This window comes from Bacillus cereus (assembly GCF_002564555.1).
GTDB lineage: Bacteria > Bacillota > Bacilli > Bacillales > Bacillaceae_G > Bacillus_A > Bacillus_A cereus_K.
The window spans coordinates 112364-136482 of the sequence record NZ_NUVD01000014.1; the positions used below are offsets into that span (position 1 = coordinate 112364).

Consider the following 24119-nt stretch of genomic DNA (forward strand, 5'->3'; position numbering starts at 1 on the left):
AATTATACGTATTGAATTTTCGTAGGCATTTTTGGATCCGTATCGTGAATTTCAAAGGATTCTCCTACTCCAAATCCCTTTTCCTCTAATACTTGTGATACAGACATACGTGCTAATTCTTTCATATTGTTATCTAAACTTAAATGGGCTAAATAAATATGTTTTGTTTCATCTGTAATTACATCTGCCATCGCCAATGCAGCATCCTCATTACAAACGTGGCCAACGTCGCTTAAAATACGTCGTTTAATACTCCACGGATAACGTCCCATACGAAGCATTTCCACGTCATGATTACTCTCAAATACGAAAGCATTTGCTCCCTTAATAACACCTTTCATACGGTCACTTACGTATCCTGTATCTGTAATAAGGGCTAGTTTTCTATTATTGTTATGAAAAGCATAAAACATCGGCTCTGCCGCATCGTGAGAAACTCCAAATGACTCAACCTCAATGTCACCAAACGTTTTCACATCTCCAACTGAGAAAATAAACTTTTGCTCAGTTGGGATATTACCTATTAAATGTTCCATTGCATTCCATGTTTTCTCGTTCGCATAAACAGGTAAATCATATTTACGCGCCAATACACCTAATCCTTTAATGTGGTCACTATGCTCATGTGTTACAAGAATGCCTGATACGTCCTTTATATTCAGTTCAGCTTGCTTAAATAAGGCCTCTGTAGCTTTACCACTTAAACCTGCATCAACAAGTAATTTCTTTTCATCTGTTCCTACATATAGCATATTCCCTGTACTTCCACTTGCAAGTACACTAAAGTGCATACTCATTCTTTCTCACTCCATTATGCTCTTCTGGCACTTGAGTTTCCCCTAATTCCATAACTTGCCCTTCAATTGCATTCACAAAAAAGTCCTTTTTCTGCTCTGTCTTTAAGTTCCAAGTTGGCGCAAGCACTTGTATATTAGAAGATGATTCAGCTAGAGTCGCATATCCAATCTGCGCCTCTTTCACGTGCGTATTTTCTGCAATTTTATTTTTTAAATATATATTTTCTAAAGCTGTTTGAGCAGTAATAATTTCTTGTTCTTTCGTTTTTTCACTTTCGCCCATTTCCTTCAAATCCGTTAACATTGTTTGTGTATACGAAACAAGCTCATTTTTTTCATTTAAATCTACAACAATCATTGCATGATTGTTGTAAAAAATCGGTTTATCCTTATACTTTTGAAAGAAATAAATTTTAGAGTCTTTCATTGCCCCAAATTCATATTTCTGTCCATCCAGCACGTAGTTTTTTAAAAAATCATTATACTTATCCTTTGATAATGATTTTGTATTTAAAAACGGTTCTTTTAACTTACTTTCTATCTTATATTCATCTTGCAGATGAGCTGTTTGATTTTTTAAAGATTGCACATCTTCTTCTTTAAAATTTTTATTTTTCGCCATAATAAATGACTCTTTCTTTGGCTCTTTAGGAAAACTCCCCATAGTAATTTTGGACTCTTTTAATTGTTGATCTATTTTTGTTTCTGTCACAAGTTCCAATTGATTACTATCTTGCTTTTGAATGAACTGGAAGATAAGAAAGAGGTCTAAAACAAAAAAGGTCACAATAAATATTGTTTTAATTCGATCCCAATCCATTTAGTCCCCCCTCACTCCACTCATATGTTTTTTGCTTACCTTCTTCATCATATTTTACATACCATATTGGCTGTAAGGTAACAATTTTTCCGCCGTTGAGAGATGGTTCTGCTAACATTTTATAACCAATCCCAACATCTCGAATTAAATTTTTGTCAATCTCCGGGTTATTCTCTAATGATGTCATCACTGTATGTCCTGATGCAAGAGGATAATCTGGAGATTGTTTACTAGGTAAATTGATACTGAAATTAAAAAGAGGTCTCTCATACTGCATGAGTTCACCTGAACCCCATGCTTGTTTTAATTCAGCCATTCCATCTTCGTTGAATACTGGCAAACCGCCCTCATATAAACGGAATGAAGTTTTCCCCTTATTAATATAATCAAAACGATAAGACTTTAAGGTATCACTATGTCCACTTACAAAGTCAAAGCTTTTCTTTAAAAGCACAGCATTATCCGTAGATTTATCACTATATACTGCGGAGTTTTTGTACCTCAACATTAAATTCGACTTATCAATTTCCATAGTTCGAATACCATCTGTAAATGTTTCCTTCGATTTCTCAATAATAGGGCTTAAATAACGTGGATCACTGAATAAAGCATTTTTAAATGGCTCTGCGTCTAACTCATATGCAAGATACTCCACCTGACTTAATTCTGTAATTCCATCTGGCAAAAACAGCTTTTTCGTATCATTTATTTGATATTCAAAATATGGTTTTGTTAATGTAATAAGTTGATTTTGAGCATTTATAATATCTTTTACATAAGCGCCACTCAATGTCGCTTGGTATATTTTACGAGAATTATCATAGGGAACAAAATTAACTTTAATTTCTTGATCCTTACTTCGAGAAGGATCAATTACAATACGATTAAAGCTTCTGTTATACTCTAAATTCTTATCTTTTATATTGAACATATCCTTAATCGTATCAAGTGGTATGTTTGTAGGAAAAACAAATTCAATTTTTTCTTCCCCATGTACATAAGAAAGAAAATCACCTTTAGAAACCGTCCCTGTTATTTCCCTAAAATCATGTAATTCTCCATTTTCAAGAATTTTATAAATCAAATCCACATTGCTCGCATTTTCACTCACATAATGGTTTTTATCTTTATGAACAATAACAGAGGATGGACGAATAACCTCTGAAATCTTTATTGGATTTACCTCTTCATTACCTTGAACAAACTTTGTGTTTTGCACAGAAGTGGAATCGGGAACATATGTCCATAAATTAAAAGTTAAAAATAGGCTAATAACAACTAAATTAATTAGAACTATCGTTTTAAAGTTTTCCATACTCATTCCCAATCGTCCTCTTCATCTGGTGCCATTGGCAGTGTGAAATAAATTGTTGTTCCTTTTCCTTCCTCACTCTTCGCCCAAATAGAACCACCATGTGCCTCAATCATTTCTTTTGCAATAGCTAATCCAAGACCTGTACCACCCATTTGTCTTGAACGAGCTTTATCCACACGATAAAAACGCTCGAAGATTTTATCTACGTTTTCTTTCGGAATCCCCATACCTTGGTCACTTACACTAATCTCTAATAAATCCCCACGATCACGTAAGCGATATGTTACCGTTCCGCCTTCTGGCGAATACTTTAATGCATTAGAAATAATGTTATACAGTACCTGTGTAATTTTGTCCGTATCCATATCAATAAATCTGGATTTTTTAGAAAAAGATCGTTTGAAACTTACGTTTTGCTCTTTAGACATTTCAAAGCGATCAATAACGTTATTAAAGAAGTCAGTAAAGTCGACCCATTCCTTCATTAAACGATGTTCTGTACTATCAAGCTTAGATAGTTGCAACAATGCATTTACAAGTCGGATCATTCTCTCTGTTTCTTCTTGTGTCACCGTTAAAAATTGCGGTGCAATATTCGGATCTTGCCACGCACCATCCGTAAGTGCTTCTAAGTAACTGCGCATCGTTGTTAACGGCGTTCTTAACTCATGAGATACGTTCGCCACAAATTCACGTCTTTCTCGTTCTATACGCTCCTGCTCCGTTACATCATATAACACTGCAATTAAACCATTTGCCTTCCCTGTTTCTTTTTGAATGACAGAAAAACTAGCGCGTAAAATATATGGTTCATTTCTCGTACTAAAATCTAATAATACGGAATCAGGCTCTTCGTATAAATGATCCAGCGTAAATTCTTCTTGTATCCCTAACACTTCTAAAACAGATTGATCCAGTGCCGTTTCACGCGAAACATTTAACATCTTTTCCGCAGGGTCATTTAATAAGATAATATCCCCTTTTCGGTCAGTAGCAATTACTCCATCCGTCATATGTGATAAAACAGATGATAATTTACGTCTTTCACTTTCTGTCGAAGAACGAGCTTGTTGTAATTTTTTGGATAAATTATTGAAAGATAACGCTAATTGTCCAATTTCATCATGACTATGGACCTTTACTTTCCTCGAATAATTCCCTTTTGCCATTTCAATTGCTTGTCTTCGCATATCTGAAATTGGCCTTGTAATTGTTTGAGCCAGTAAAATTCCAAGTACAGCTGTTACTAACAAGGCGATTACTGTTCCAGTAGCAAAAATTTGATTTATATCCTTCATTTGTTTATACACATCTTCCATAGATGCAACAATACGAATGACACCCAGTACCTCTCCAGATTTGTCGCCTTGAATAGGAGTAATCATCACTTGAACTCGATGGCCGGTTCCTCCATCTTTCTCAATTTTTGATTCTGGTTTATTTTGTACAATTACCCGTTGGACAGCTATATCTGTTGACGTTCTTCCTACCTTATTTTGCTTACTCGCGTCTGAAATCGCCATTAATTTCCTGTTAGAATCAAAGACACTTACTTCTTGAATATCTTTCTTACGATCCGATGCAAACTTTTGAATTGAATTTTTTATAGCATCATCTAATGATTCTGGATCTGTTTTCACACGACTTTTTGTAAATTCTTGCTTTAAATTATACGATAGTAAATTCGTTTGTTGCGTCAAAGAATCTTTAAAGCCTTGTACAAGGCTTTTTTCTAATTCCCTTACGAAATATACACCGATTACTTGCATCGCTATTAATATTAATAGCATATATATGAGCACAAATTTTAAATGAATAGATTGAAAAAAACCAACTTTCTTCATATACTATTCCTGTTCTGGGTCACGCAAGTAATACCCTACCCCACGTCTAGTTACAATTAAAGTAGGATGACTTGGATTATCTTCAATTTTTTCACGTAAACGACGTACTGTTACGTCCACTGTACGCACATCTCCGAAATAATCATATCCCCAAACCGTTTGCAATAAATGTTCACGTGTCATAACTTGTCCTAAATGTTTTGCTAAATAATGTAGCAATTCAAACTCACGATGTGTAAGTTCAATATTTTCCTCACGCTTCGTTACACTATAGGCATTTGAATTAATAACAATTGGTCCAATAACCATTTCAGTATTTTCTTCTTTTTCTGCTGCACCACCTTGTTGATGGCGGCGTAGATTCGCCTTCACACGAGCAAGTAACTCTCTCGTACTAAACGGTTTCGTTACATAATCATCTGCGCCAAGCTCAAGGCCCAATACTTTATCGATTTCAGAGTCCTTTGCTGTAAGCATAATAATCGGCATTTCTGAGCTTTTACGTATTTCACGACAAACCTCTAAACCATCTTTTCCTGGTAGCATAATATCTAATAAAACCATATCTGGCTGTTCTTCATTAGCTTTTTCAATTGCTTCATCACCATCATGCGCCATTACAATTTCAAAACCTTCTTTTTCTAGGTTGAACTTCAAAATATCCGCAATCGGTTTTTCATCATCAACTACTAAAATTTTCTTTCCCATCATCGTCTATTTCCTCCTCATAAAAATATGGTCAATAATCCCTAAACATATTGATGTTTACATAGTATGTCCCCTATATGATCTCATCCTTTGTTTAAGTACTCTCTCCTCTATTCTCATAGACTCATGTATGATCCACTTTTACACGGCATCCTATACGATCTATAGAAAAACCTCTAGCTTCAACTGCTAGAGGCTCCTCATTCTATTTTAAAATAACTACTCACTTTTGTAAAATTACACAAATAAAAAGGATATTAAGTGGGCCCACTTAATATCCTGAGAGTGGCTCGGGACGGAATCGAACCGCCGACACGAGGATTTTCAGTCCTCTGCTCTACCGACTGAGCTACCGAGCCAAAACTATATATAAAACCACTAATGGTGGTATAAACAAAAGTGGCGGTCCCGACCGGGGTCGAACCGGCGATCTCCTGCGTGACAGGCAGGCATGTTAACCACTACACCACGGGACCAAAAATGAATATAAAAAAAACATGACCCGTACGGGATTCGAACCCGTGTTACCGCCGTGAAAGGGCGGTGTCTTAACCACTTGACCAACGGGCCACGAAAAATAAAATGGTGAGCCATGAAGGATTCGAACCTTCGACCCTCTGATTAAAAGTCAGATGCTCTACCAACTGAGCTAATGGCTCATACTCACCAACGTCATATTTTCGTGACGACAAGATGTATCATAACACATTATCTTTTGTTTTTGCAATACCTTTTTTACAATAAAAAAGAAAAAACTCATAAAAACATGAGTTTTTTCTAAAAAAATCAGTTTCTTATATAAATTAAGCTTCGTATACGTTACGAACGATATTTGTTTGGTTACGATCTGGTCCAACTGAGAACATAGATAATTGAATTCCTGTTAACTCTGAAACACGTTCTACGTATTTGCGTGCATTTTCAGGAAGCTCATCTAATGATTTTACACCAGTAATATCTTCTGTCCAACCTGGAAGCTCTTCGTATACAGGCTCACATTTCGCTAAAATGTTTAAGTTTGCTGGAACTTCATCGATAACTTCTCCGTTATATTTGTAACCAACACAAATTTTAAGAGTCGGAATACCTGTTAAAACATCGATAGAATTTAATGATAGATCCGTTAAACCACTAACACGACGTGCATGTCTTACAACAACGCTATCGAACCAACCTACACGGCGAGGACGACCAGTTGTTGTTCCGTACTCACGACCAACTTCACGAATTTGATGACCAATTTCATCATGAAGCTCAGTAGGGAATGGACCATCACCAACGCGGCTTGTATATGCTTTACATACACCTACAACGCGAGTAACTTTCGCAGGACCAACTCCAGTTCCAACTGTTACACCACCAGCAATTGGGTTAGAAGATGTAACGAATGGGTACGTACCGTGGTCAATATCAAGCATAACACCTTGTGCACCTTCAAATAATACACGATGATTGTTATCTAGTGCATCATTTAATACAACAGACGTATCACATACATATTGCGCGATTTGTTGACCGTACTCGAAGTACTCTTCGAAAATTTCTTCTACGCTGAAACCTTCTGTATCGTACATTTTTTCAAATAAACGATTTTTTTGTACTAAATTACGCTCAAGCTTTTCTTTAAATGCTTCACGGTCTAAAAGATCAGCCATACGGATACCAATACGAGCAGCTTTATCCATATATGCAGGACCGATACCTTTTTTCGTTGTACCGATTTTGTTATCACCTTTACTTGCTTCTTCTAACTCATCTTGTTTTAAGTGGTAAGGTAAAATAACGTGTGCACGGTTACTTACACGTAAATTATCAGTACTTACACCACGATCGTGTAAGTATTTTAACTCTTCAAGTAATGCTTTCGGATCTACTACTAAGCCATTTCCGATTACACAAATTTTCTCTTTATAGAAAATACCAGATGGGATTAAGTGTAACTTATATTTAACTCCGCCGAAAACAATTGTATGTCCCGCGTTATTTCCACCTTGATATCTTGCAACTACTTCCGCATGCTCAGAAAGAAAATCAGTGATTTTACCTTTTCCTTCGTCGCCCCATTGTGTTCCTACAACTACTACTGAAGACATTATTCAAGCACCTCCGCAAATTTCAAACGATCTATTCAAACAATATAATTGTACCAAAACCGAAAAAGAAGTCAACCAAAAAGCGAACATTTTTTTATTAAAAATCATTTTCGTTCGTAAGAAATATATATTTACCTTATGAAAGCCTTATCTTTCCTATAAAAAAAAAGAAACACATCTTATTATAAGAAATGTGTTTCTTTTTTATACTGCTTTTATGCAGGCGGCGCATGTCCATCCTCAAAACGACGTTCTAAGTTAACGAACTTATTGAACTCTTTAACGAATGCAAGCTCAACTGATCCTACTGGACCATTACGCTGTTTTGCAATAATGATTTCAATTGTGTTTTTATTTTCTGTTTCTCGATCATAATAATCTTCACGATATAGGAAAGCTACAATATCAGCATCCTGCTCGATACTTCCCGATTCACGAATATCAGACATCATTGGGCGCTTATCTTGACGAGATTCAACACCACGAGATAACTGTGACAGGGCAATTACAGGTACCTGTAATTCACGCGCAATTCCTTTTAGCGTACGGGAAATCTCAGATACTTCCTGCTGACGATTCTCGCCGGACTTTCCACTTCCTTGAATAAGCTGCAAGTAGTCAATTAAGATCATCCCAAGACCTTGTTCTTGTTTTAATCTGCGACATTTTGCTCGAATCTCATTTACCTTAATACCTGGTGTGTCATCAATATATATACCAGCATTCGAAAGGCTACCCATCGCCATTGTTAACTTTGCCCAATCATCAGAAGTTAATGAACCAGTACGAAGTCTTTGCGCATCAATATTTCCTTCCGCACAAAGCATACGCATAACAAGCTGATCAGCACCCATCTCTAAACTAAAAATCGCTACATTCTCATCAGTTTTCGTCGCTACGTTTTGTGCGATATTTAATGAAAATGCCGTTTTCCCTACTGATGGACGTGCTGCCACAATGATTAAATCATTTCGTTGAAAGCCTGCAGTCATCTTGTCCAACTCAGTGAATCCAGTTGGTATCCCGGTAACTTCACCCTTTTGATTATGCAACAGCTCAATCTTATCGTAAGCATCGACAAGTACATCTTTAATATTTTGAAAGGCCTTCGCATTGGTTTGGTGAGATACTTCTAATATTTTTTTCTCTGCTTCATTTAAAAGACCATCTACGTCATCTTCTCTCTCGTATCCGTCCGATACAATATGAGTCGCCGTGCGGATTAAACGACGTAAAAGCGCCTTTTCAGCGATAATGCGTGCATAGTATTCTACGTTAGCAGAAGTTGGGACAATTTCCGCTAGCTCCGCTAAGTACGAAACCCCACCAACTTCTTCTAACAATCCTTGATCAGCCATTGCTGATGTCATCATTATTAAGTCGATTGGTTCTCCCTTATCTGACAGCCCAAGCATGACTTCAAAAATCTTTTGATGCTTTGTTCGATAGAATGAGTCAGGTACCAATAGTTCTGATGCTGACGTTAATGCATCTTGATCAATTAATATAGCCCCTAAAACCGCCTGCTCAGCCTCTATATTATGCGGAGGGGTACGATCAGCAAGTACATCACTCATACGCAATCCTCCTTACTTAACTTATTTTTATTGTTCACTAACATGAACTTTTACTTTTGCTGTTACTTGCGGATGCAATTTCACAGTCACATTTGTATAACCTAATGCACGAATTGCATCATCCATTTCAAATTTACGTTTATCAAGTTTGATTTTGTGTGACTTTTGCATTGCATCTACGATTTGTTTACTTGTAATAGAACCAAATAAACGACCGCCTTCACCAGATTTTGCTTTTAATTCTACAGTTAATTTCTCTAAAGTCTCTTTTAGCTCTTTTGCACTTTCAAGCTCTGCTGCTGCATCTTTTTCTTCTTTACGCTTTTGTGCTTCTAAAGTTTTCATACTGCTATTTGTCGCTTCAGCAGCTAATCCTTGTTTTAGTAAGAAGTTATTTGCATAACCATCTGGTACATTTTTTACTTCTCCTTTTTTACCTTTACCTTTTACGTCTTTTAGAAAAATTACTTTCATGATTGTGTGCCTCCCTGTAAATAGTCTTCAATAACAAATCGAAGCTTCTCCTCAGCTTCACCTACTGTAACATTTTTCATTTGTGTGGCTGCATTTGTCAAATGCCCGCCACCTCCTAAATTCTCCATAATTAGCTGCACATTCACTTCACCTAAAGATCTGCCGCTAATTCCAATGAAATTCTCCCCGCGTTTCGCAATAACAAATGATGCAATAATACCCGTCATTGTTAATAGCGTGTCCGCTGATTGTGCAATAAGTACTTGATCGTAATAATCATCACTATCAACTTTTGCAATAGCAATTCCATTTTTATAAATGTACGCATTTTTAATAGCTTTTGCAACTCGTAAATACTGATCCATATCTTCTTTTAACAATTCTTGTACAAGTACAGTGTCTGCACCGTGTGAGCGTAAATAAGAAGCGGCATCAAACGTACGAGCCCCCGTTCGGAATGTAAAACTTTTCGTATCAACAATAATACCCGCTAACAGTGCCGTTGCCTCCAACATTGTCATCTTCAAATTTTTCGGTTGATACTCAAGTAATTCTGTAACAAGCTCTGCCGTCGAAGAAGCATATGGTTCCATATATACAAGCAATGGGTCTTCAATAAAATCTTCTCCACGACGATGATGATCAATAACCACTACGTTTTCAATTTTATGTAGCAATTTTTCCTCCATCACCATTGAAGGCTTATGCGTATCAACAACAACAAGTAAGGAATCATCATTTGCAAATTCCATCGCTTGTGCCGGTGTAATAAAGTGAGACCATAGTTCTTCATTTTGCTTCACTTTATCCATCAAACGCTTAATTCCCTTATCGGAATCATTTTCATCTAATACGATATATCCTTTTCGTTCGTTTAATTGAGCTACTTTTAAAATACCAATCGCAGCACCAATCGCATCCATATCAGGAGCCCTATGCCCCATTATAATGACATTGCTACTTTCTAATACTAAATCCTTTAATGCGTGCGAAATGACTCTAGCACGTACACGAGTACGCTTTTCGACCGGATTTGTCTTACCACCGTAAAACTTAACTTTACCTGTTGCTTGTTTAATGGCTACTTGATCTCCACCACGGCCTAATGCCAGGTCCAAACCTGATTGAGCCATCGCTCCAAGTTCTGATAAAGGTAAATCTCCTGATCCAACACCAACACTTAATGTAAGTGGTATATTCCTTTTTGAAGTTTCTTCACGCACCTGATCTAAAATACTAAATTTCCCTTTTTCCATTTGCGTTAAAATACTTTCATTTAGTACAACAAAGAATCTCTCTGAAGATGCACGCTTTAAATATGCACCATACTTAACAGCCCATTCATTTAGACGCGATGTCACAAGACTTGTTATATTCGTACGTAATTGATCATCTAATCCTTGCGTTACTTCATCATAGTTATCTAAATAAATAACAGCTAAAACTGTACGCTGATCCTCATACATCTTTTCAATCTCTGTTTGTTCCGTTACATCAAAGAAATAAATTAATTTCTCTTCTTTTCTTACGAACACACGGAACTTTCGATTATTTAAAGATACTATATCGTCAGAAGTCTCTCCCTTAATAAAAAGGAGTAATGTTTCTGATACATCGTACAAATGCCAACCAGCTAATGCGTGTTGTCCTAAACATGAAGATAAATAAGGATTTGCCCAATCAATTCCATAATCCTTATTGTATAACAATATACCGATTGGCATCTGGTTGAATGCTTCGTTACTCACTTTTTTTACCCTTGTGATCATATCTGTCGTATACTTTTCAAAATTCCTTTGAAAGGTAAGTTCAAATCTTATAACTAAAAAGAGAACGATACTAAAAATAAAAAAGGCGGCTATTCCCATAATCAAATGAAAATAACAGAGAATCGCAATTAGCACAAGCACAAAAAATGCCAATACATAAACAGGATATAAGAACCACTGTTTCTTATAAAATTCAGGCATGTATACAACTCCTATAAAGTAAAACTAACTCATCTTCCAGTTAGTTAAACAGATTAAAATAGTATAAGGAATATTATTTTATCCCCCTATTTTAGAACGTAATGAAATCCCTAAATCAATTATACCTAAGATTGTTACAAGAGGAAACAGCATTGGAATAAACATGCAGACGATAAAACTAATAATAGGGACTCCTTTAGTAAACCCTTTTCTATGCGCTAAAAAGGTGATAAATGTCAGACCTTGCAGTACAAGTAATAGAGCAAATATGACATATAGGTTAGAAAATACCATATGTAAATATGATGTTGGTTCTACTTTTATAAAAGTTGCTAATAAAATAAATATAACGTAATACCAGACAATACTCTTTGGCAATTGTATATCTTTAAATTTGGGCCAAGGTGCAACATCGTGCTTTAGCTTTTTCAAAACACTACCTGATATCATAACTGTAATCCAAGAAAAACAGACAGAAACCATTACAAGTATACTTGGAAATAGCGTTTGTAACACATCATTCAATTGCCCTAGTAACTCTTTTTGTTCTTTACTAATTGGCATACCAGCAGCACTCACTATTTTTTCACTTTGCGCTATACTTTCATTAAACATATTTTGCATTTGCTTCATTATATCTATGTTGAAAAATTTTATACTTCCAACATAAATGAGCATAATACCAATTAAATATGCAAGTGTACCAGCTATCAATATCTCCACTGGTTTTTTCCCTTTTTTATACATGGATCCTAACACGACACCTATTAATCCAAATATAATCGTCTTGATAAGACTAATCGGTTGACTTACAATAACTGTAATAAAAAGTGCCGCCACAAAAATCAGGAGCACATTAGGTAATTTATATCTTATTGTTAATACTATAAACGGTAACGGCAATATAAACATTGCAACTGCACCTAAAATCGGAACATACATAGATATAAGCAATAGTATCGCATATACAGCTAATAATGCCGCGCCTTCAGTAATAAACTTTGTTTGTTTCATGATTTAACCTCTCTTTCAAAAAAGAAAAGCATAGCAAAATGCACAGTAGAGTCGAACTCTACTGTGCATTTCATACGCTATTATTCACCAACATATGGTAAAAGTGCCATTTGACGAGCACGTTTAATTGCAACTGTAAGTTTGCGTTGGTATTTTGCGCTTGTTCCTGTTACACGACGAGGTAAAATTTTACCACGCTCAGAAACGAAACGTTTTAATAAATCAACATCTTTATAATCGATGCGAGTGATGCCGTTAGCTGTGAAGAAACACACCTTACGACGTTTCGCACGTCCACCTTTGCGTCCTGCCATATCTATTTCCCTCCATTCTTTGTTAAAACTAACAAATTTACTGTATTAGAACGGTAAATCGTCGTCAGAAATGTCGATCGGTTGACCTACATTTGAAAATGGATCGTCATTCTTTGTAAATCCAGAGTTACCAGTGTTACCTGAGTTACCGCCCGGATTACCAGATTGACCAAATGGGTTAGAGCTTTGGTTACCGAAACCAGCTCCTGATGGTTGCTGATTGAATGAACCGCGTTGCTCCCCACCGCCATTACGCGGCTCTAAAAATTGTACGCTTTCCGCAAGAACTTCTGTTACATATACACGTTTACCATCTTGTCCATCGTAATTACGAGTTTGAAGACGTCCATCTACGCCTGCTAAGCTACCTTTTTTCAAATAATTTGCTACGTTTTCTGCTTGTTTACGCCATATTACACAATTAATAAAGTCAGCTTCACGCTCACCTTGTTGATTCGCAAATGCGCGATTCACAGCTAACGTAAAAGTAGCTACTGCAACACCATTGGGCGTGTAACGTAAGTCAGGGTCCTTAGTTAAACGACCAACGAGGATAACACGATTCATCAATCGAACCACTCTCCCTTATATATCAATTATTTTTCTTCTTCTTTAACAACGATATGACGAAGGATGTCTTCGTTGATCTTAGCTAAACGGTCGAATTCGTTAATCGCTTCTGAATTAGAGTTCACGTTTAAGATCATGTAGAAACCTTCACGTAAGTCGTTGATTTCGTAAGCTAAACGACGCTTACCCCACTCTTTCGTGTTAATGATTTCTGCACCATTGTTTGTTAAAACACCTGCAAAACGTTCAACTAAAGCTTTTTGAGCTTCTTCTTCAACGCCAGGACGAATGATGTACATAATTTCGTACTTTCTCATTACACTTTCACCTCCTTTTGGTCTAAACGGCCCATAATGGGCAAGGAGCAATTAATTTATAGTAATTACTCACGAGTTTAGATTATATCATAGTAAGTTATATGAATCAACTCACCAATACATAAAAAACTTGGCAAACATATAATATATTTACCAAGCCCATATCTTTATTTTTCCTAGGAAATATCGTTATTACACGTTAAAGCGGAAGTGCATAACATCTCCGTCTTTTACGATATACTCTTTTCCTTCTAGACGTACTTTACCAGCTTCTTTTGCAGCTGTCATAGAGCCGTTTGTCATTAAGTCATCGTAAGAAACAGTTTCCGCACGAATAAATCCACGCTCAAAGTCTGTATGAATAACACCCGCACATTGTGGTGCTTTCATACCTTGTTTAAACGTCCAAGCACGCACTTCTTGTACACCAGCTGTGAAATAAGTAGCAAGGCCTAATAAGTCATATGCAGCACGAATTAATTGATCTAAACCAGACTCTTCAATACCTAGTTCTTCAAGGAATACTTTTTTCTCTTCCTCATCCAACTCAGCAATCTCTGATTCAATTTTCGCACATACAACGATTACTTGAGAATTTTCATTTGCTGCAAATTCTTTTACCATTTGTACATATTTGTTTTCAGAAGGATCCATAATATCATCTTCACTTACGTTTGCTACGTATAACATTTCTTTCGTTGTAAGTAAATGAAGGCCCTTCACAATCTTCATTTGCTCTTCTGTAAATTCAACAGTACGAGCTGGTTTTCCCTCTTCAAAAGCTTCTTTTAAACGAACTAAAATTTCATGCTCATATACAGCTTCTTTATCTTTTTGTCTTGCTAATTTCGCAACACGTTCGATACGTTTATCAACCGATTCTAAGTCCGCTAAGATCAGCTCTAAATTGATTGTTTCAATATCATCAATTGGATCTACTTTTCCTGAAACGTGCGTAATATTTTCATCTTCAAAACAACGAACAACTTGGCAAATTGCATCTACTTGACGAATGTGAGATAAGAATTTATTTCCTAAACCTTCACCTTTACTCGCACCTTTTACGATACCTGCGATATCAGTAAACTCAAATACAGTCGGAACAGTTTTTTTCGGTTCTACTAATTCCGTTAATTTATTTAAGCGCTCATCTGGTACTTCTACAATCCCTACGTTTGGATCAATTGTACAGAATGGATAGTTTGCAGATTCTGCTCCTGCTTGTGTAATTGCATTAAATAAAGTGGACTTCCCTACGTTAGGTAATCCAACAATCCCAGCCGTTAATCCCATATATTTCACTCCTATGTCTCAATCTTTCATCATTATAGATAGTAACGAAAAAAATGACAAGTTTCCTCCAGACGAAAAAAGTAACAGCCACCTATGATGACTGTTACTTTCTCTCTATTCTTCATGCTTCACAAGTATTTTTTTCACCTTACGATCAAACTCTCTTCGAGGAATCATTACCGAATGGCCACATCCCTCGCACTTAATGCGGATATCCATTCCCATACGAATAATCTTCCATCGATTCTCACCACATGGGTGGGCTTTCTTCATTTCCACAACATCGTACAAGTTATATTGCTTTTGCTCCACTCTCCAAACCCCTCTCAATATTAAATTGCTTTTCCACTAACCAATTCTTCACGATTATATAAAACCATACGTGGATACGGAATTTCAATTCCATGTAAATCTAGACGATTTTTAATCTCTTTACGAAGAGCTCTCGCAATCACTGCATGTTGCATTGGCTCTACTTCAGCAATAACACGTAATATGACTTCTGATGCAGCTAATGTTTGCACACCTAATAACTGAGGCGTTGTTACCATCTTCTCGTACTTTGCGGGTAACTCTACTAATAACTCTTCAATTACTTGCTCTGCTTTCGCTATGTCAGCCTCATATGAAATAGAGACATCGACAAATGCGACACTATTACTCACCGAAAAGTTAGTAACTTGAATGATACTTCCGTTTGGTAAAGTGTGAATTTCACCTGTCCAACTTTTTATTTTCGTTGTACGAAGTCCAATTTCTAAAACGACTCCCTCAAACTGGCCAATTCTTACATAGTCACCAACCGAAAACTGATCTTCTAACAAGATAAATAATCCTGTAATCACATCTTTCACTAAACTTTGAGCACCAAATCCGACCGCTAAACCAACTACTCCGGCACCCGCTAATAATCCTGATACATTAATTTCAAATACACCCAAAATTGCTATTAACATGATAAATATAACAACATATGCCACAATATTTTCAAGCAATTTCGCTACCGTAACTGTACGACGTTCTGAAATTTGAATCGGTGAACGATTTCCCATGCGAAACGCATTTCGTACAATTGCCCTTGCAATTCGCACAACGATTGCACCAAGTATTAAAATAACAACTATTTTTAGTGATTTCACACCTATGTTCGTCCAATTAATGGACTCAAACCACTTCAATGCTAAATCCATGTTTCTCTACCTCTCTAGCTAAAATTTCTTTTTAGATATCACTCTTATTGTATCAGAAGTCTCTCTGATTTCTGAAAAAAATTTATGGCCCTCATTACATTTGTTTACTTTCATTTAGGTATAAAATGACACATAAATATATATACTAGTACTATTATTTCTGTTTTCATTCACATTTTGCAAACAGTATGCACTTATAATTTTCCGTTTCACTTACCACAATAAATATTTTGAAAATTTATTAAAAGGATGGGTGCTTCATGAATATTAGAAGTTTTCGCTTACCTTTTTTTGAAAAAGAAACTCAAAATGTTATGCACCAAGAATTAGAAGCCTCTGAGACAATCAGTAATTTCCTACTTTCCCATATCCCTATTAAAACTAATATGCCACTTATTCTCGTTTGTATCGGAACAGATCGTTCCACCGGTGACGCACTCGGTCCATTAGTTGGTACTAAACTAGAACAAGTAGAAGTAAAAAACTTCCAAGTATTTGGCACGCTAGATGAACCAATACATGCACTTAATTTAGAAGAAAGAATTCAGAATATACAGAAAGATAATCCTACTTCATTTATAATTGCTGTTGATGCATGTTTAGGAAAATCTCAAAGTATCGGTTCTATTACTACCGGAAAGGGACCTAGTAAACCTGGCGCTGCGATGAATAAGAATTTACCTGCGGTTGGTGATTTGCATATACATGGCATCGTAAATTTAAATGGTTTTATGGAGTTTTTTGTTCTTCAAAATACAAGATTAAGTTTAGTTATGAAAATGGCCGATGTAATCGCACAAAGTATAAAAGAAACCGATCAAAAATTATCTGCATTAAAAAAGGCAAACCATCTATAAATAATAAGATGGTTTGCCTTTTTAATTTTTCTGAGATAATAATTCTAAAATGCGATTTAAGTCTTCTTTATTAAAAAATTCAATTTCGATTTTACCTTTTTCTTTTTTCGTTTCTTTAATTTTCACATCTGTGCCAAATTTTTCTCTTAAGAACGTTTCGCGTTCTACGAAAAATATATTCCGCTCTTTTTTCACTTGTTTTGTTTCACGTGAAACGCGTTGATTAATCTCCTGAACAATTTGTTCTAATTGGCGAACGTTCAATCCTTCTTTTTCGATTCGTTTTAATAAGGATTTCAACTGTTCCTCATCTTTTATCGTAAGCAAAGTTCTTCCATGTGCCATTGAAAGCTGACCGTTTGCAATCATATCTTGAACGAATGAAGGGAGGCTTAATAACCGAGTATAATTGGCGATGTAAGGTCTGCTTTTACCGAGACGCTGAGCTAATTGTTCTTGCGTTACATTTAGCTCATTCATTAGCATCTGATATGCCATTGCCTCTTCCATAGGATTTAAATCTTCTCTTTGTAAGTTTTCAAGCAGAGCAAATTCCATCATTTGCTGCTCATTTAATTGCCTTACAACAGCAGGTACTTTTTCAAGCCCAGCCTCTTTAGCAGCGCGATATCTTCTTTCACCCGCAACAATTTCATATCCTTTAATACTCTTTCTAGCAATTAACGGTTGTAATATGCCGTGTTCTTTAATAGAAGCCGCTAATTCCTGAATCGCTTCTTTATTAAAGTGCTTACGTGGTTGATATGGATTCGGCCTTAATTCAGTTACGCTAATCTCCTGAATCGTTTCTTCTTCTTTCACATCTAAATCAGGAAAAAACACATTAATTCCTCTTCCTAAACCTTTAGCCACCTGCAATCACTTCCTCTGCTAAATCTATATATACTTCTGCCCCTCTTGATTTAGCGTCATACTGCATAATCGGTTTCCCATGACTTGGCGCCTCACTTAAACGAACGTTACGAGGAATAATCGAACGATATACTTTATCCCTAAAGTACTTTTTCACTTCATCTATAACTTGAATCCCTAAATTTGTACGGGCATCCAGCATCGTTAACAATACACCCTGAATTGCTAAGTCTTTATTTAAATGTTTTTGCACAAGTCGAACTGTATTTAATAGCTGACTTAATCCTTCTAGTGCGTAATATTCACACTGAACAGGAATAATAACAGAATCTGCTGCTGTTAATGCATTAATCGTTAATAACCCTAAAGATGGGGGACAGTCGATGATAACATAATCATATTCATCACGAACTGGCTGTAATGCTCTTTGCAAACGTACTTCCCGGGAAATAGTCGGTACCAATTCAATTTCAGCACCTGCTAATTGAATTGTAGCGGGTAGAACATCTAAGTTTTCAGTTGCGGTTTTTCGTATAACCCCTTGAACATCTGCATCTTCCACAAGAACGTTGTAAATACATTGATCTAATTCGGATTTCTCAATTCCCACACCAGTCGTTGCATTTCCTTGAGCATCGATATCTACGAGAAGGACCTTTTTACCTACTAGTGCTAATCCAGCCCCTAAATTAACAGATGTTGTTGTTTTTCCAACACCGCCTTTTTGATTAGCAATAGCAATGATTTTTCCCATGATGTCACCTACCTTTAACCTTTCTATCTTATTCTAGTAACAATTACGTTTATTGTAACATGAAATAAAAGTTTTTCTTTTACGTCCTTATTAAACTTCAAAATTTATTTCTAAACTCCTTCTTCATTAACAAGAAAATATAGCAAAAGAGACCTCTCCGATAGGATAAGGTCTCTAACACGTCATTATTATTTTTTCTTCGGAATTTTAATTGTAATTTGATAGTACTCATCAAATTCTTCTTCCTCGGAATTAACATTCAAGCCACTGTCAGCAACCATTTGTAACGACTGCCTAATTGTATTCATGGCAATTCTCGCATCTCGGCTTACTGCTTTTTGCTTTGCTTTGCGCTTTGGTTTTACTTCCTCTAGTAATTTCGCAATTCGTTCTTCTGTTTGTTTTACATTTAGTTGTTTTTCCACAATTTCCTGTAAAACCTTCAGTTGTAATTCCTCATTTTTTAAAGGAATGAGAGCGCGGGCATGGCGTTCTGTAATACTTTTCTCTAATAATGCACTTTTTATTTCTTCAGGCAACTTTAACAGTCGCAACTTATTTGCGATTGTAGATTGTCCTTTTCCAAGTCGTTGTGCCAATGCTTCTTGTGTTAAATTATGTAACTCAATTAGCTTTTGATATGCCACAGCTTCCTCGATTGCTGTTAATTCTTCGCGTTGTAAATTTTCAATTAAAGCTACAGAAGCTGTCTCTGTATCATTTAAGTTCTTTATAATGGCAGGGACCTTTTCCCATCCTAACTTCGTTGCTGCGCGAAAACGTCTTTCTCCAGCAATAATCTCGTACTTATCATCCTCGTATTGTCTCACAACAATCGGCTGGATAAGCCCGTGTGTACGAATCGTTAATGCAAGCTCATCAATACGTGCATCGTCAAAAACTGTTCGTGGTTGATAACGGTTAGGAGTAATATTTACGATCGGAATTTCTTGTATTTCTTCATATACCTTTTTATCTATTTCTTCATGGCTTTCGTCTTGTAATTCGAATTCGCTCTCTTTATCTCCAAAGCCAAATAAACGAGAAAACGTATTTTTCATACATATTCCACCACCTTTTAGGCCTATTGACTATTCTCCATAAAATGTTTCCTATGAAACATTTACGTTTTCATTTATATAATTTAATCTTACGTCTAATAAGATTTATTTTTCAATAGGTAATTTATTGGGTGTTCCCGGTTTGCGTGGATATTTCTTTGGTGTCTTGCGCTTTTTCTCGATTAATAAAATATTACGTTCACTTTCTTCAAACGGTAATTGGAACGTAGACATCTCTTTGAGATTCCCGCCAAGCACCTCTAGAGCATACTTGCCATTTTCAATTTCTTCGTTTGCTGCTGCACCTTTCATTGCAATGAATGTTCCTCCAACTTTTACAAGTGGTAAACATAGCTCACTTAATACAGAAAGACGCGCAACCGCTCGTGCCATTACAATATCGTATGATTCACGAACACCTTCTTGTTTCCCAAATGTTTCAGCACGATCATGGCAAAATGCAACGTCACTTAATTCTAGTTTTTGTGCTAAATGATTCAAGAAATTAATACGCTTTTGTAATGAATCTACAATTGTTACTTTTAAGTGCGGGAAACAAATTTTTAAAGGAATACTTGGGAATCCAGCTCCTGCACCAACATCGCAAATTGAGAATGGTTTTGAGAAATCATAATAAAAAGCAGCTGTAATGGAATCAAAGAAGTGTTTTAAATATACTTCTTCTTTCTCTGTAATAGCCGTTAAGTTCATTTTTTCATTCCATTCTACTAATGTTTCAAAGTAGATTTTGAACTGCTCTAATTGTCTAGAAGAGAGGGTAATTCCCTTCTCTTCTAGCATAGATTGAAATTGTTCTATGTTCATCTAGCGATAGCTCCTTACTATTTATTGGTTCGATACTCGCGCAATTTTTCCTTGTTCAATATACACAAGCAAAATGGAAACATCAGCTGGATTTACGCCAGAAATACGTGAAGCCTGACCCATTGAAAGTGGACGAACATCTTTCAATTTCTGTCTAGCTTCCGAGGCAAGGCTAGAAATCGCATCATAATCAATATCCACAGGGATCTTTTTGTTTTCCATTTTCTTCATACGCTCTACTTGCTGTAAAGATTTTTCGATATATCCTTCGTACTTAATCTGAATTTCAACTTGTTCTGTAATTTCATCACTTAATTCTACTTCACTTGGTACTAAAAGATGAATATGCTCATATGACATTTCTGGACGACGTAATAAATCACTTGCACGTATTCCATCTTTCAATTCACTTCCGCCAATACTGCGAATTAATTCTTGAACTTCCGGACGCGGTTTAATAATAATGCTTTCTAATCGTTCCTTTTCTTGTTCAATTTGTAGCTTTTTATTTGTAAATCGTTCATAACGATCTTCTTTAATTAAGCCAATTTCACGACCAACTTCTGTTAAGCGAAGGTCTGCATTATCGTGACGCAGTAATAGACGATATTCTGCACGAGATGTTAATAAACGATATGGTTCATTTGTACCTTTCGTTACAAGATCATCGATTAAGACGCCAATATACGCATCACCGCGACCTAAAATAACTTCTTTTTTACCTAAAGATCGACATGCTGCATTAATCCCAGCCATAAGCCCTTGTCCTGCCGCTTCTTCATAACCAGAAGTTCCGTTAATTTGTCCTGCTGTATATAAATTTTTAATTTTTTTCGTTTCAAGTGTTGGCCATAGTTGTGTTGGCACAATTGCATCATATTCAATTGCATACCCTGTACGCATCATTTCAACATTTTCTAGACCTGGAATTGTTCTAAGCATGTCACGCTGTACATCTTCTGGTAAGCTTGTAGACAAACCTTGTACATATACTTCTTGTGTGTTGCGTCCCTCTGGCTCTAAGAAAATTTGATGACGTGGTTTATCATTAAATCTTACCACTTTATCTTCAATAGAAGGACAGTATCTAGGTCCTGTTCCTTTAATCATACCAGAATACATAGCTGAACGATGTAAATTTTCATCTATTAAACGATGTGTTTCCGTACTTGTATATGTTAACCAACATGGAATTTGATCCGTAATAAATTTCGTCGTTTCAAAAGAGAACGCACGTGATTTATCGTCACCTGGTTGAATCTCTGTTTTACTGTAGTCAATTGTATTACTGTTCACACGCGGAGGTGTACCTGTTTTAAATCTAACAAGATCAAATCCAAGTTCCTCTAAATGCTCAGATAATGTAATAGATGGTTGCTGATTATTTGGACCGCTCGAATATTTTAATTCACCCATAATAATCTCACCACGTAAAAATGTTCCAGTCGTAATTACGACTGTTTTCGCTGTATATTCAGCACCAGCTTGCGTAATTACCCCTTTACATACGCCATCTTCAACGATTAAACGCTCTACCATTCCTTGGAACAACGTTAAATTTGGTGTTTCTTCAATTGTTTTCTTTAATTCATGCTGGTAAGAGAATTTATCAGCTTGTGCTCGAAGCGCACGTACAGCTGGTCCTTTACCTGTATTTAACATACGCATTTGAATATGCGTTTTATCAATATTGCGTCCCATTTCTCCGCCTAATGCATCAATTTCACGAACAACAATCCCTTTTGCTGGTCCACCAACAGAAGGGTTACATGGCATGAACGCTACCATATCTAAGTTAATTGTTAACATTAATGTTTTGGATCCCATTCGTGCTGCCGCAAGACCAGCTTCACATCCTGCATGACCTGCACCGATTACTATAACATCGTATGAACCGGCATTGTATCCCATTGTTTATTCCTCCTAATAATCTCTATCTTTCTAAAACATCTTTATATTATTTTCCTAAACAAAATTGAGAGAACAACTGGTCAATTAAGCTTTCATGGACAGTATCACCAGTAATTTCACCAAGTATTTCCCACGTTCTCGTTAAATCAATTTGTACCATATCAATCGGAACACCATTTTCTATCGCCTCAACTGCATCTCCAATTGTCTTTCCTGCTTGTGTTAGTAGTCCAATATGTCTTACGTTAGAAACATATGTCATATCTGCAGAATCGATTGTTCCTTCAAAGAATAAATCAGCAATGGCCTTTTCAAGCTCATCTATTCCTTGCTCCTCAATTAAGGATGTTGTAATAACACGATTTCCCGCCGCTAACTCTGCAACACGTTCCATATCAATTCCTTGCGGTAAATCCGTCTTATTCACAATAACAATGAAATCTTTTCCTTGTACGGCACGGAATAAAGATTCATCTTCATTCGTTAAAGCCTCACTATAGTTGACAACAACTAACACTAAATCAGCTTGGCTCATCATTTCTTTTGAACGCTCTACACCAATTCGTTCAACAACATCTTCCGTTTCACGAATCCCGGCTGTGTCTATAAGTTTAAGTGGTACACCACGCACATTAACGTACTCTTCAATAACATCACGAGTTGTTCCTGCAATATCAGTTACAATTGCCTTTTTCTCCTGAACGAGACTATTTAATAGCGATGACTTCCCGACGTTAGGTCTACCGATGATTGCAGTAGCAATACCTTCACGTAAAATCTTCCCTTGCTTCGATGTTTCTAATATTTTTGCAATTTCAGCACGAACATGTGTCGCTTTCTCAATTAAAATATTATGTGTCATCTCTTCCACATCATCATATTCTGGGTAATCTATGTTTACCTCAACATGAGCTAGCGTTTCTAATATATCCTGACGCAGGCGGCCAATTAATTTAGATAATCGCCCCTCCATTTGATTAATCGCTACGTTCATTGCACGATCTGTTTTTGCACGGATTAAGTCCATAACAGCTTCTGCTTGTGATAAATCAATACGCCCATTTAAAAAAGCACGTTTTGTAAATTCACCAGGCTCTGCTAATCGTACTCCTTGCGCTAAAATAAGCTGCAATACTTTATTTACCGAAACAAGTCCACCATGACAGTTAATTTCTACTATATTTTCACGTGTAAAAGTCCTTGGTGCACGCATAATAGACACCATAACTTCTTCAATAACTTGGTTTGTATCTAAATCAACAATATGACCATAATGAATTGTGTGAGAAGGAACCTCTGTTAAATCCTTCCCTTTAAAAATACGATTCGCTTTTTCAACCGCATCATCCCCACTTACTCGAACAATGGCAATTGCACCCTCTCCAAGAGCTGTGGAAATCGCGGCAATTGTATCAAATTCCATGTCCTTTCACCTCACTTGCTTATTTCTCTCTATTTCAACACGATTATTTCCGTCACTAAATTATTAGAATACCATAACGAACCTATCTACAAAAGAATAATAACTCATTTTATTATGTC

Annotated in this window: 23 protein-coding genes and 4 tRNA genes; 1 reads left to right on the forward strand and 26 read right to left on the reverse strand. The window is 36.2% G+C overall.

Translation table 11 applies throughout. From position 1 onward, the window contains the following. Positions 1 to 2: 2 nt before the first annotated feature. The 20 genes from COI75_RS06730 to COI75_RS06825 form a co-directional block, all read right to left on the reverse strand. Positions 3 to 797, reverse strand: a complete 795-nt coding sequence (locus COI75_RS06730) for an MBL fold metallo-hydrolase (protein WP_000061684.1) — start codon at positions 795 to 797, stop codon at positions 3 to 5. Further along, entirely contained in the window at positions 781 to 1617 is an 837-nt protein-coding gene (locus COI75_RS06735; protein ID WP_000383743.1) for a two-component system regulatory protein YycI, read from the reverse strand. The genes COI75_RS06730 and COI75_RS06735 overlap by 17 nt, the downstream gene beginning before the upstream one ends. Beyond that, positions 1598 to 2938, reverse strand: coding sequence for a YycH family regulatory protein (locus tag COI75_RS06740; protein WP_098448263.1), 1341 nt, complete (start codon positions 2936 to 2938; stop codon positions 1598 to 1600). Before COI75_RS06740 ends, COI75_RS06735 begins: the two co-directional genes overlap by 20 nt. Beyond that, a complete protein-coding gene (gene walK, locus COI75_RS06745) occupies positions 2935 to 4776 on the reverse strand; it encodes a cell wall metabolism sensor histidine kinase WalK (protein WP_000755359.1) in 1842 nt (613 codons plus the stop codon). The genes COI75_RS06740 and walK overlap by 4 nt, the downstream gene beginning before the upstream one ends. Positions 4777 to 4779: 3 nt before the next feature. Further along, positions 4780 to 5487 carry a cell wall metabolism DNA-binding response regulator WalR gene (walR, locus tag COI75_RS06750; RefSeq protein WP_000971866.1) on the reverse strand — a complete coding sequence of 236 codons (708 nt, stop codon included), beginning with the start codon at positions 5485 to 5487 and terminating at the stop codon, positions 4780 to 4782. Between the two features lie 283 nt (positions 5488 to 5770). Beyond that, positions 5771 to 5843, reverse strand: a tRNA-Phe gene (locus tag COI75_RS06755). Positions 5844 to 5884: 41 nt separating this feature from the next. Beyond that, positions 5885 to 5960: transfer RNA gene (locus tag COI75_RS06760), tRNA-Asp, on the reverse strand. A 22-nt stretch (positions 5961 to 5982) separates the two neighbouring features. Next, positions 5983 to 6054: transfer RNA gene (locus COI75_RS06765), tRNA-Glu, on the reverse strand. 13 nt (positions 6055 to 6067) lie between these two features. Continuing rightward, positions 6068 to 6143: transfer RNA gene (locus tag COI75_RS06770), tRNA-Lys, on the reverse strand. 144 nt (positions 6144 to 6287) lie between these two features. Beyond that, entirely contained in the window at positions 6288 to 7577 is a 1290-nt protein-coding gene (locus COI75_RS06775; protein WP_000100240.1) for an adenylosuccinate synthase, read from the reverse strand. 215 nt (positions 7578 to 7792) lie between these two features. Continuing rightward, positions 7793 to 9154 (reverse strand): replicative DNA helicase, encoded by a 1362-nt coding sequence (gene dnaB, locus COI75_RS06780; RefSeq protein WP_001286146.1) that lies wholly within the window; start codon positions 9152 to 9154, stop codon positions 7793 to 7795. 27 nt (positions 9155 to 9181) lie between these two features. Next, entirely contained in the window at positions 9182 to 9628 is a 447-nt protein-coding gene (gene rplI / locus COI75_RS06785) for a 50S ribosomal protein L9 (protein WP_000864233.1), read from the reverse strand. After that, entirely contained in the window at positions 9625 to 11598 is a 1974-nt protein-coding gene (locus tag COI75_RS06790) for a DHH family phosphoesterase (RefSeq protein ID WP_001113910.1), read from the reverse strand. The genes rplI and COI75_RS06790 overlap by 4 nt, the downstream gene beginning before the upstream one ends. 78 nt (positions 11599 to 11676) lie before the next feature. Further along, positions 11677 to 12612: a YybS family protein gene (locus tag COI75_RS06795; RefSeq protein WP_000814855.1), complete on the reverse strand. Its 936-nt coding sequence runs from the start codon at positions 12610 to 12612 to the stop codon at positions 11677 to 11679. A gap of 80 nt (positions 12613 to 12692) precedes the next feature. Further along, the gene (gene rpsR, locus COI75_RS06800; RefSeq protein ID WP_000918873.1) at positions 12693 to 12926 is read right to left on the reverse strand and encodes a 30S ribosomal protein S18; all 234 of its coding nucleotides are present in this window, start codon (positions 12924 to 12926) and stop codon (positions 12693 to 12695) included. A 45-nt stretch (positions 12927 to 12971) separates the two neighbouring features. Beyond that, on the reverse strand, positions 12972 to 13496 hold the full coding sequence (gene ssb / locus COI75_RS06805) for a single-stranded DNA-binding protein (RefSeq protein WP_002095075.1): 525 nt from the start codon (positions 13494 to 13496) through the stop codon (positions 12972 to 12974). Positions 13497 to 13522: 26 nt separating this feature from the next. Then, positions 13523 to 13813 carry a 30S ribosomal protein S6 gene (gene rpsF / locus COI75_RS06810; protein WP_001233782.1) on the reverse strand — a complete coding sequence of 97 codons (291 nt, stop codon included), beginning with the start codon at positions 13811 to 13813 and terminating at the stop codon, positions 13523 to 13525. 192 nt (positions 13814 to 14005) lie between these two features. Further along, positions 14006 to 15106, reverse strand: a complete 1101-nt coding sequence (gene ychF, locus COI75_RS06815) for a redox-regulated ATPase YchF (RefSeq protein ID WP_000524664.1) — start codon at positions 15104 to 15106, stop codon at positions 14006 to 14008. Between the two features lie 114 nt (positions 15107 to 15220). Next, entirely contained in the window at positions 15221 to 15418 is a 198-nt protein-coding gene (locus tag COI75_RS06820; RefSeq protein ID WP_000436053.1) for a DUF951 domain-containing protein, read from the reverse strand. Positions 15419 to 15438: 20 nt separating this feature from the next. Continuing rightward, positions 15439 to 16296 (reverse strand): mechanosensitive ion channel family protein, encoded by an 858-nt coding sequence (locus COI75_RS06825; RefSeq protein WP_000362303.1) that lies wholly within the window; start codon positions 16294 to 16296, stop codon positions 15439 to 15441. Positions 16297 to 16556: 260 nt separating this feature from the next. Here COI75_RS06825 and yyaC point away from each other — a divergent pair, with 260 nt between their 5' ends. Next, entirely contained in the window at positions 16557 to 17153 is a 597-nt protein-coding gene (gene yyaC / locus COI75_RS06830; protein WP_098448264.1) for a spore protease YyaC, read from the forward strand. 21 nt (positions 17154 to 17174) lie between these two features. On the opposite strand, the gene spo0J is transcribed toward yyaC, so the two are convergent. From spo0J to mnmE, 6 genes are all read right to left on the reverse strand, one after another. Then, the gene (spo0J, locus tag COI75_RS06835; protein ID WP_001051835.1) at positions 17175 to 18026 is read right to left on the reverse strand and encodes a stage 0 sporulation protein Spo0J; all 852 of its coding nucleotides are present in this window, start codon (positions 18024 to 18026) and stop codon (positions 17175 to 17177) included. Then, positions 18019 to 18780, reverse strand: a complete 762-nt coding sequence (gene soj, locus COI75_RS06840) for a sporulation initiation inhibitor protein Soj (RefSeq protein WP_000516110.1) — start codon at positions 18778 to 18780, stop codon at positions 18019 to 18021. The genes spo0J and soj overlap by 8 nt, the downstream gene beginning before the upstream one ends. 188 nt (positions 18781 to 18968) lie before the next feature. After that, positions 18969 to 19841 (reverse strand): nucleoid occlusion protein, encoded by an 873-nt coding sequence (noc, locus tag COI75_RS06845; protein WP_000799018.1) that lies wholly within the window; start codon positions 19839 to 19841, stop codon positions 18969 to 18971. Positions 19842 to 19946: 105 nt separating this feature from the next. Beyond that, positions 19947 to 20666 (reverse strand): 16S rRNA (guanine(527)-N(7))-methyltransferase RsmG, encoded by a 720-nt coding sequence (gene rsmG, locus COI75_RS06850; protein WP_098448265.1) that lies wholly within the window; start codon positions 20664 to 20666, stop codon positions 19947 to 19949. Between the two features lie 21 nt (positions 20667 to 20687). Further along, positions 20688 to 22577: a tRNA uridine-5-carboxymethylaminomethyl(34) synthesis enzyme MnmG gene (mnmG, locus tag COI75_RS06855; RefSeq protein ID WP_000541050.1), complete on the reverse strand. Its 1890-nt coding sequence runs from the start codon at positions 22575 to 22577 to the stop codon at positions 20688 to 20690. Positions 22578 to 22623: 46 nt separating this feature from the next. Then, positions 22624 to 24000: a tRNA uridine-5-carboxymethylaminomethyl(34) synthesis GTPase MnmE gene (gene mnmE / locus COI75_RS06860; RefSeq protein ID WP_000393752.1), complete on the reverse strand. Its 1377-nt coding sequence runs from the start codon at positions 23998 to 24000 to the stop codon at positions 22624 to 22626. Positions 24001 to 24119 lie beyond the last annotated feature (119 nt).

Excerpts from the sequence above, each read along its gene's own strand:
- rplI (WP_000864233.1), bottom strand. The coding sequence starts at position 9,628 with ATGAAAGTAATTTTTCTAAAAGACGTAAAAGGTAAAGGTAAAAAAGGA.
- walR (WP_000971866.1), bottom strand. The coding sequence starts at position 5,487 with ATGATGGGAAAGAAAATTTTAGTAGTTGATGATGAAAAACCGATTGCG.
- rpsR (WP_000918873.1), bottom strand. The coding sequence starts at position 12,926 with ATGGCAGGACGCAAAGGTGGACGTGCGAAACGTCGTAAGGTGTGTTTC.
- yyaC (WP_098448264.1), top strand. The coding sequence starts at position 16,557 with ATGAATATTAGAAGTTTTCGCTTACCTTTTTTTGAAAAAGAAACTCAA.
- COI75_RS06795 (WP_000814855.1), bottom strand. The coding sequence starts at position 12,612 with ATGAAACAAACAAAGTTTATTACTGAAGGCGCGGCATTATTAGCTGTA.
- dnaB (WP_001286146.1), bottom strand. The coding sequence starts at position 9,154 with ATGAGTGATGTACTTGCTGATCGTACCCCTCCGCATAATATAGAGGCT.
- ychF (WP_000524664.1), bottom strand. The coding sequence starts at position 15,106 with ATGGGATTAACGGCTGGGATTGTTGGATTACCTAACGTAGGGAAGTCC.
- COI75_RS06735 (WP_000383743.1), bottom strand. The coding sequence starts at position 1,617 with ATGGATTGGGATCGAATTAAAACAATATTTATTGTGACCTTTTTTGTT.
- walK (WP_000755359.1), bottom strand. The coding sequence starts at position 4,776 with ATGAAGAAAGTTGGTTTTTTTCAATCTATTCATTTAAAATTTGTGCTC.
- COI75_RS06740 (WP_098448263.1), bottom strand. The coding sequence starts at position 2,938 with ATGAGTATGGAAAACTTTAAAACGATAGTTCTAATTAATTTAGTTGTT.
- COI75_RS06790 (WP_001113910.1), bottom strand. The coding sequence starts at position 11,598 with ATGCCTGAATTTTATAAGAAACAGTGGTTCTTATATCCTGTTTATGTA.
- COI75_RS06775 (WP_000100240.1), bottom strand. The coding sequence starts at position 7,577 with ATGTCTTCAGTAGTAGTTGTAGGAACACAATGGGGCGACGAAGGAAAA.
- noc (WP_000799018.1), bottom strand. The coding sequence starts at position 19,841 with ATGAAAAATACGTTTTCTCGTTTATTTGGCTTTGGAGATAAAGAGAGC.
- rsmG (WP_098448265.1), bottom strand. The coding sequence starts at position 20,666 with ATGAACATAGAACAATTTCAATCTATGCTAGAAGAGAAGGGAATTACC.
- mnmG (WP_000541050.1), bottom strand. The coding sequence starts at position 22,577 with ATGGGATACAATGCCGGTTCATACGATGTTATAGTAATCGGTGCAGGT.
- rpsF (WP_001233782.1), bottom strand. The coding sequence starts at position 13,813 with ATGAGAAAGTACGAAATTATGTACATCATTCGTCCTGGCGTTGAAGAA.
- COI75_RS06825 (WP_000362303.1), bottom strand. The coding sequence starts at position 16,296 with ATGGATTTAGCATTGAAGTGGTTTGAGTCCATTAATTGGACGAACATA.
- COI75_RS06730 (WP_000061684.1), bottom strand. The coding sequence starts at position 797 with ATGAGTATGCACTTTAGTGTACTTGCAAGTGGAAGTACAGGGAATATG.
- mnmE (WP_000393752.1), bottom strand. The coding sequence starts at position 24,000 with ATGGAATTTGATACAATTGCCGCGATTTCCACAGCTCTTGGAGAGGGT.
- soj (WP_000516110.1), bottom strand. The coding sequence starts at position 18,780 with ATGGGAAAAATCATTGCTATTGCTAATCAAAAAGGCGGTGTTGGAAAA.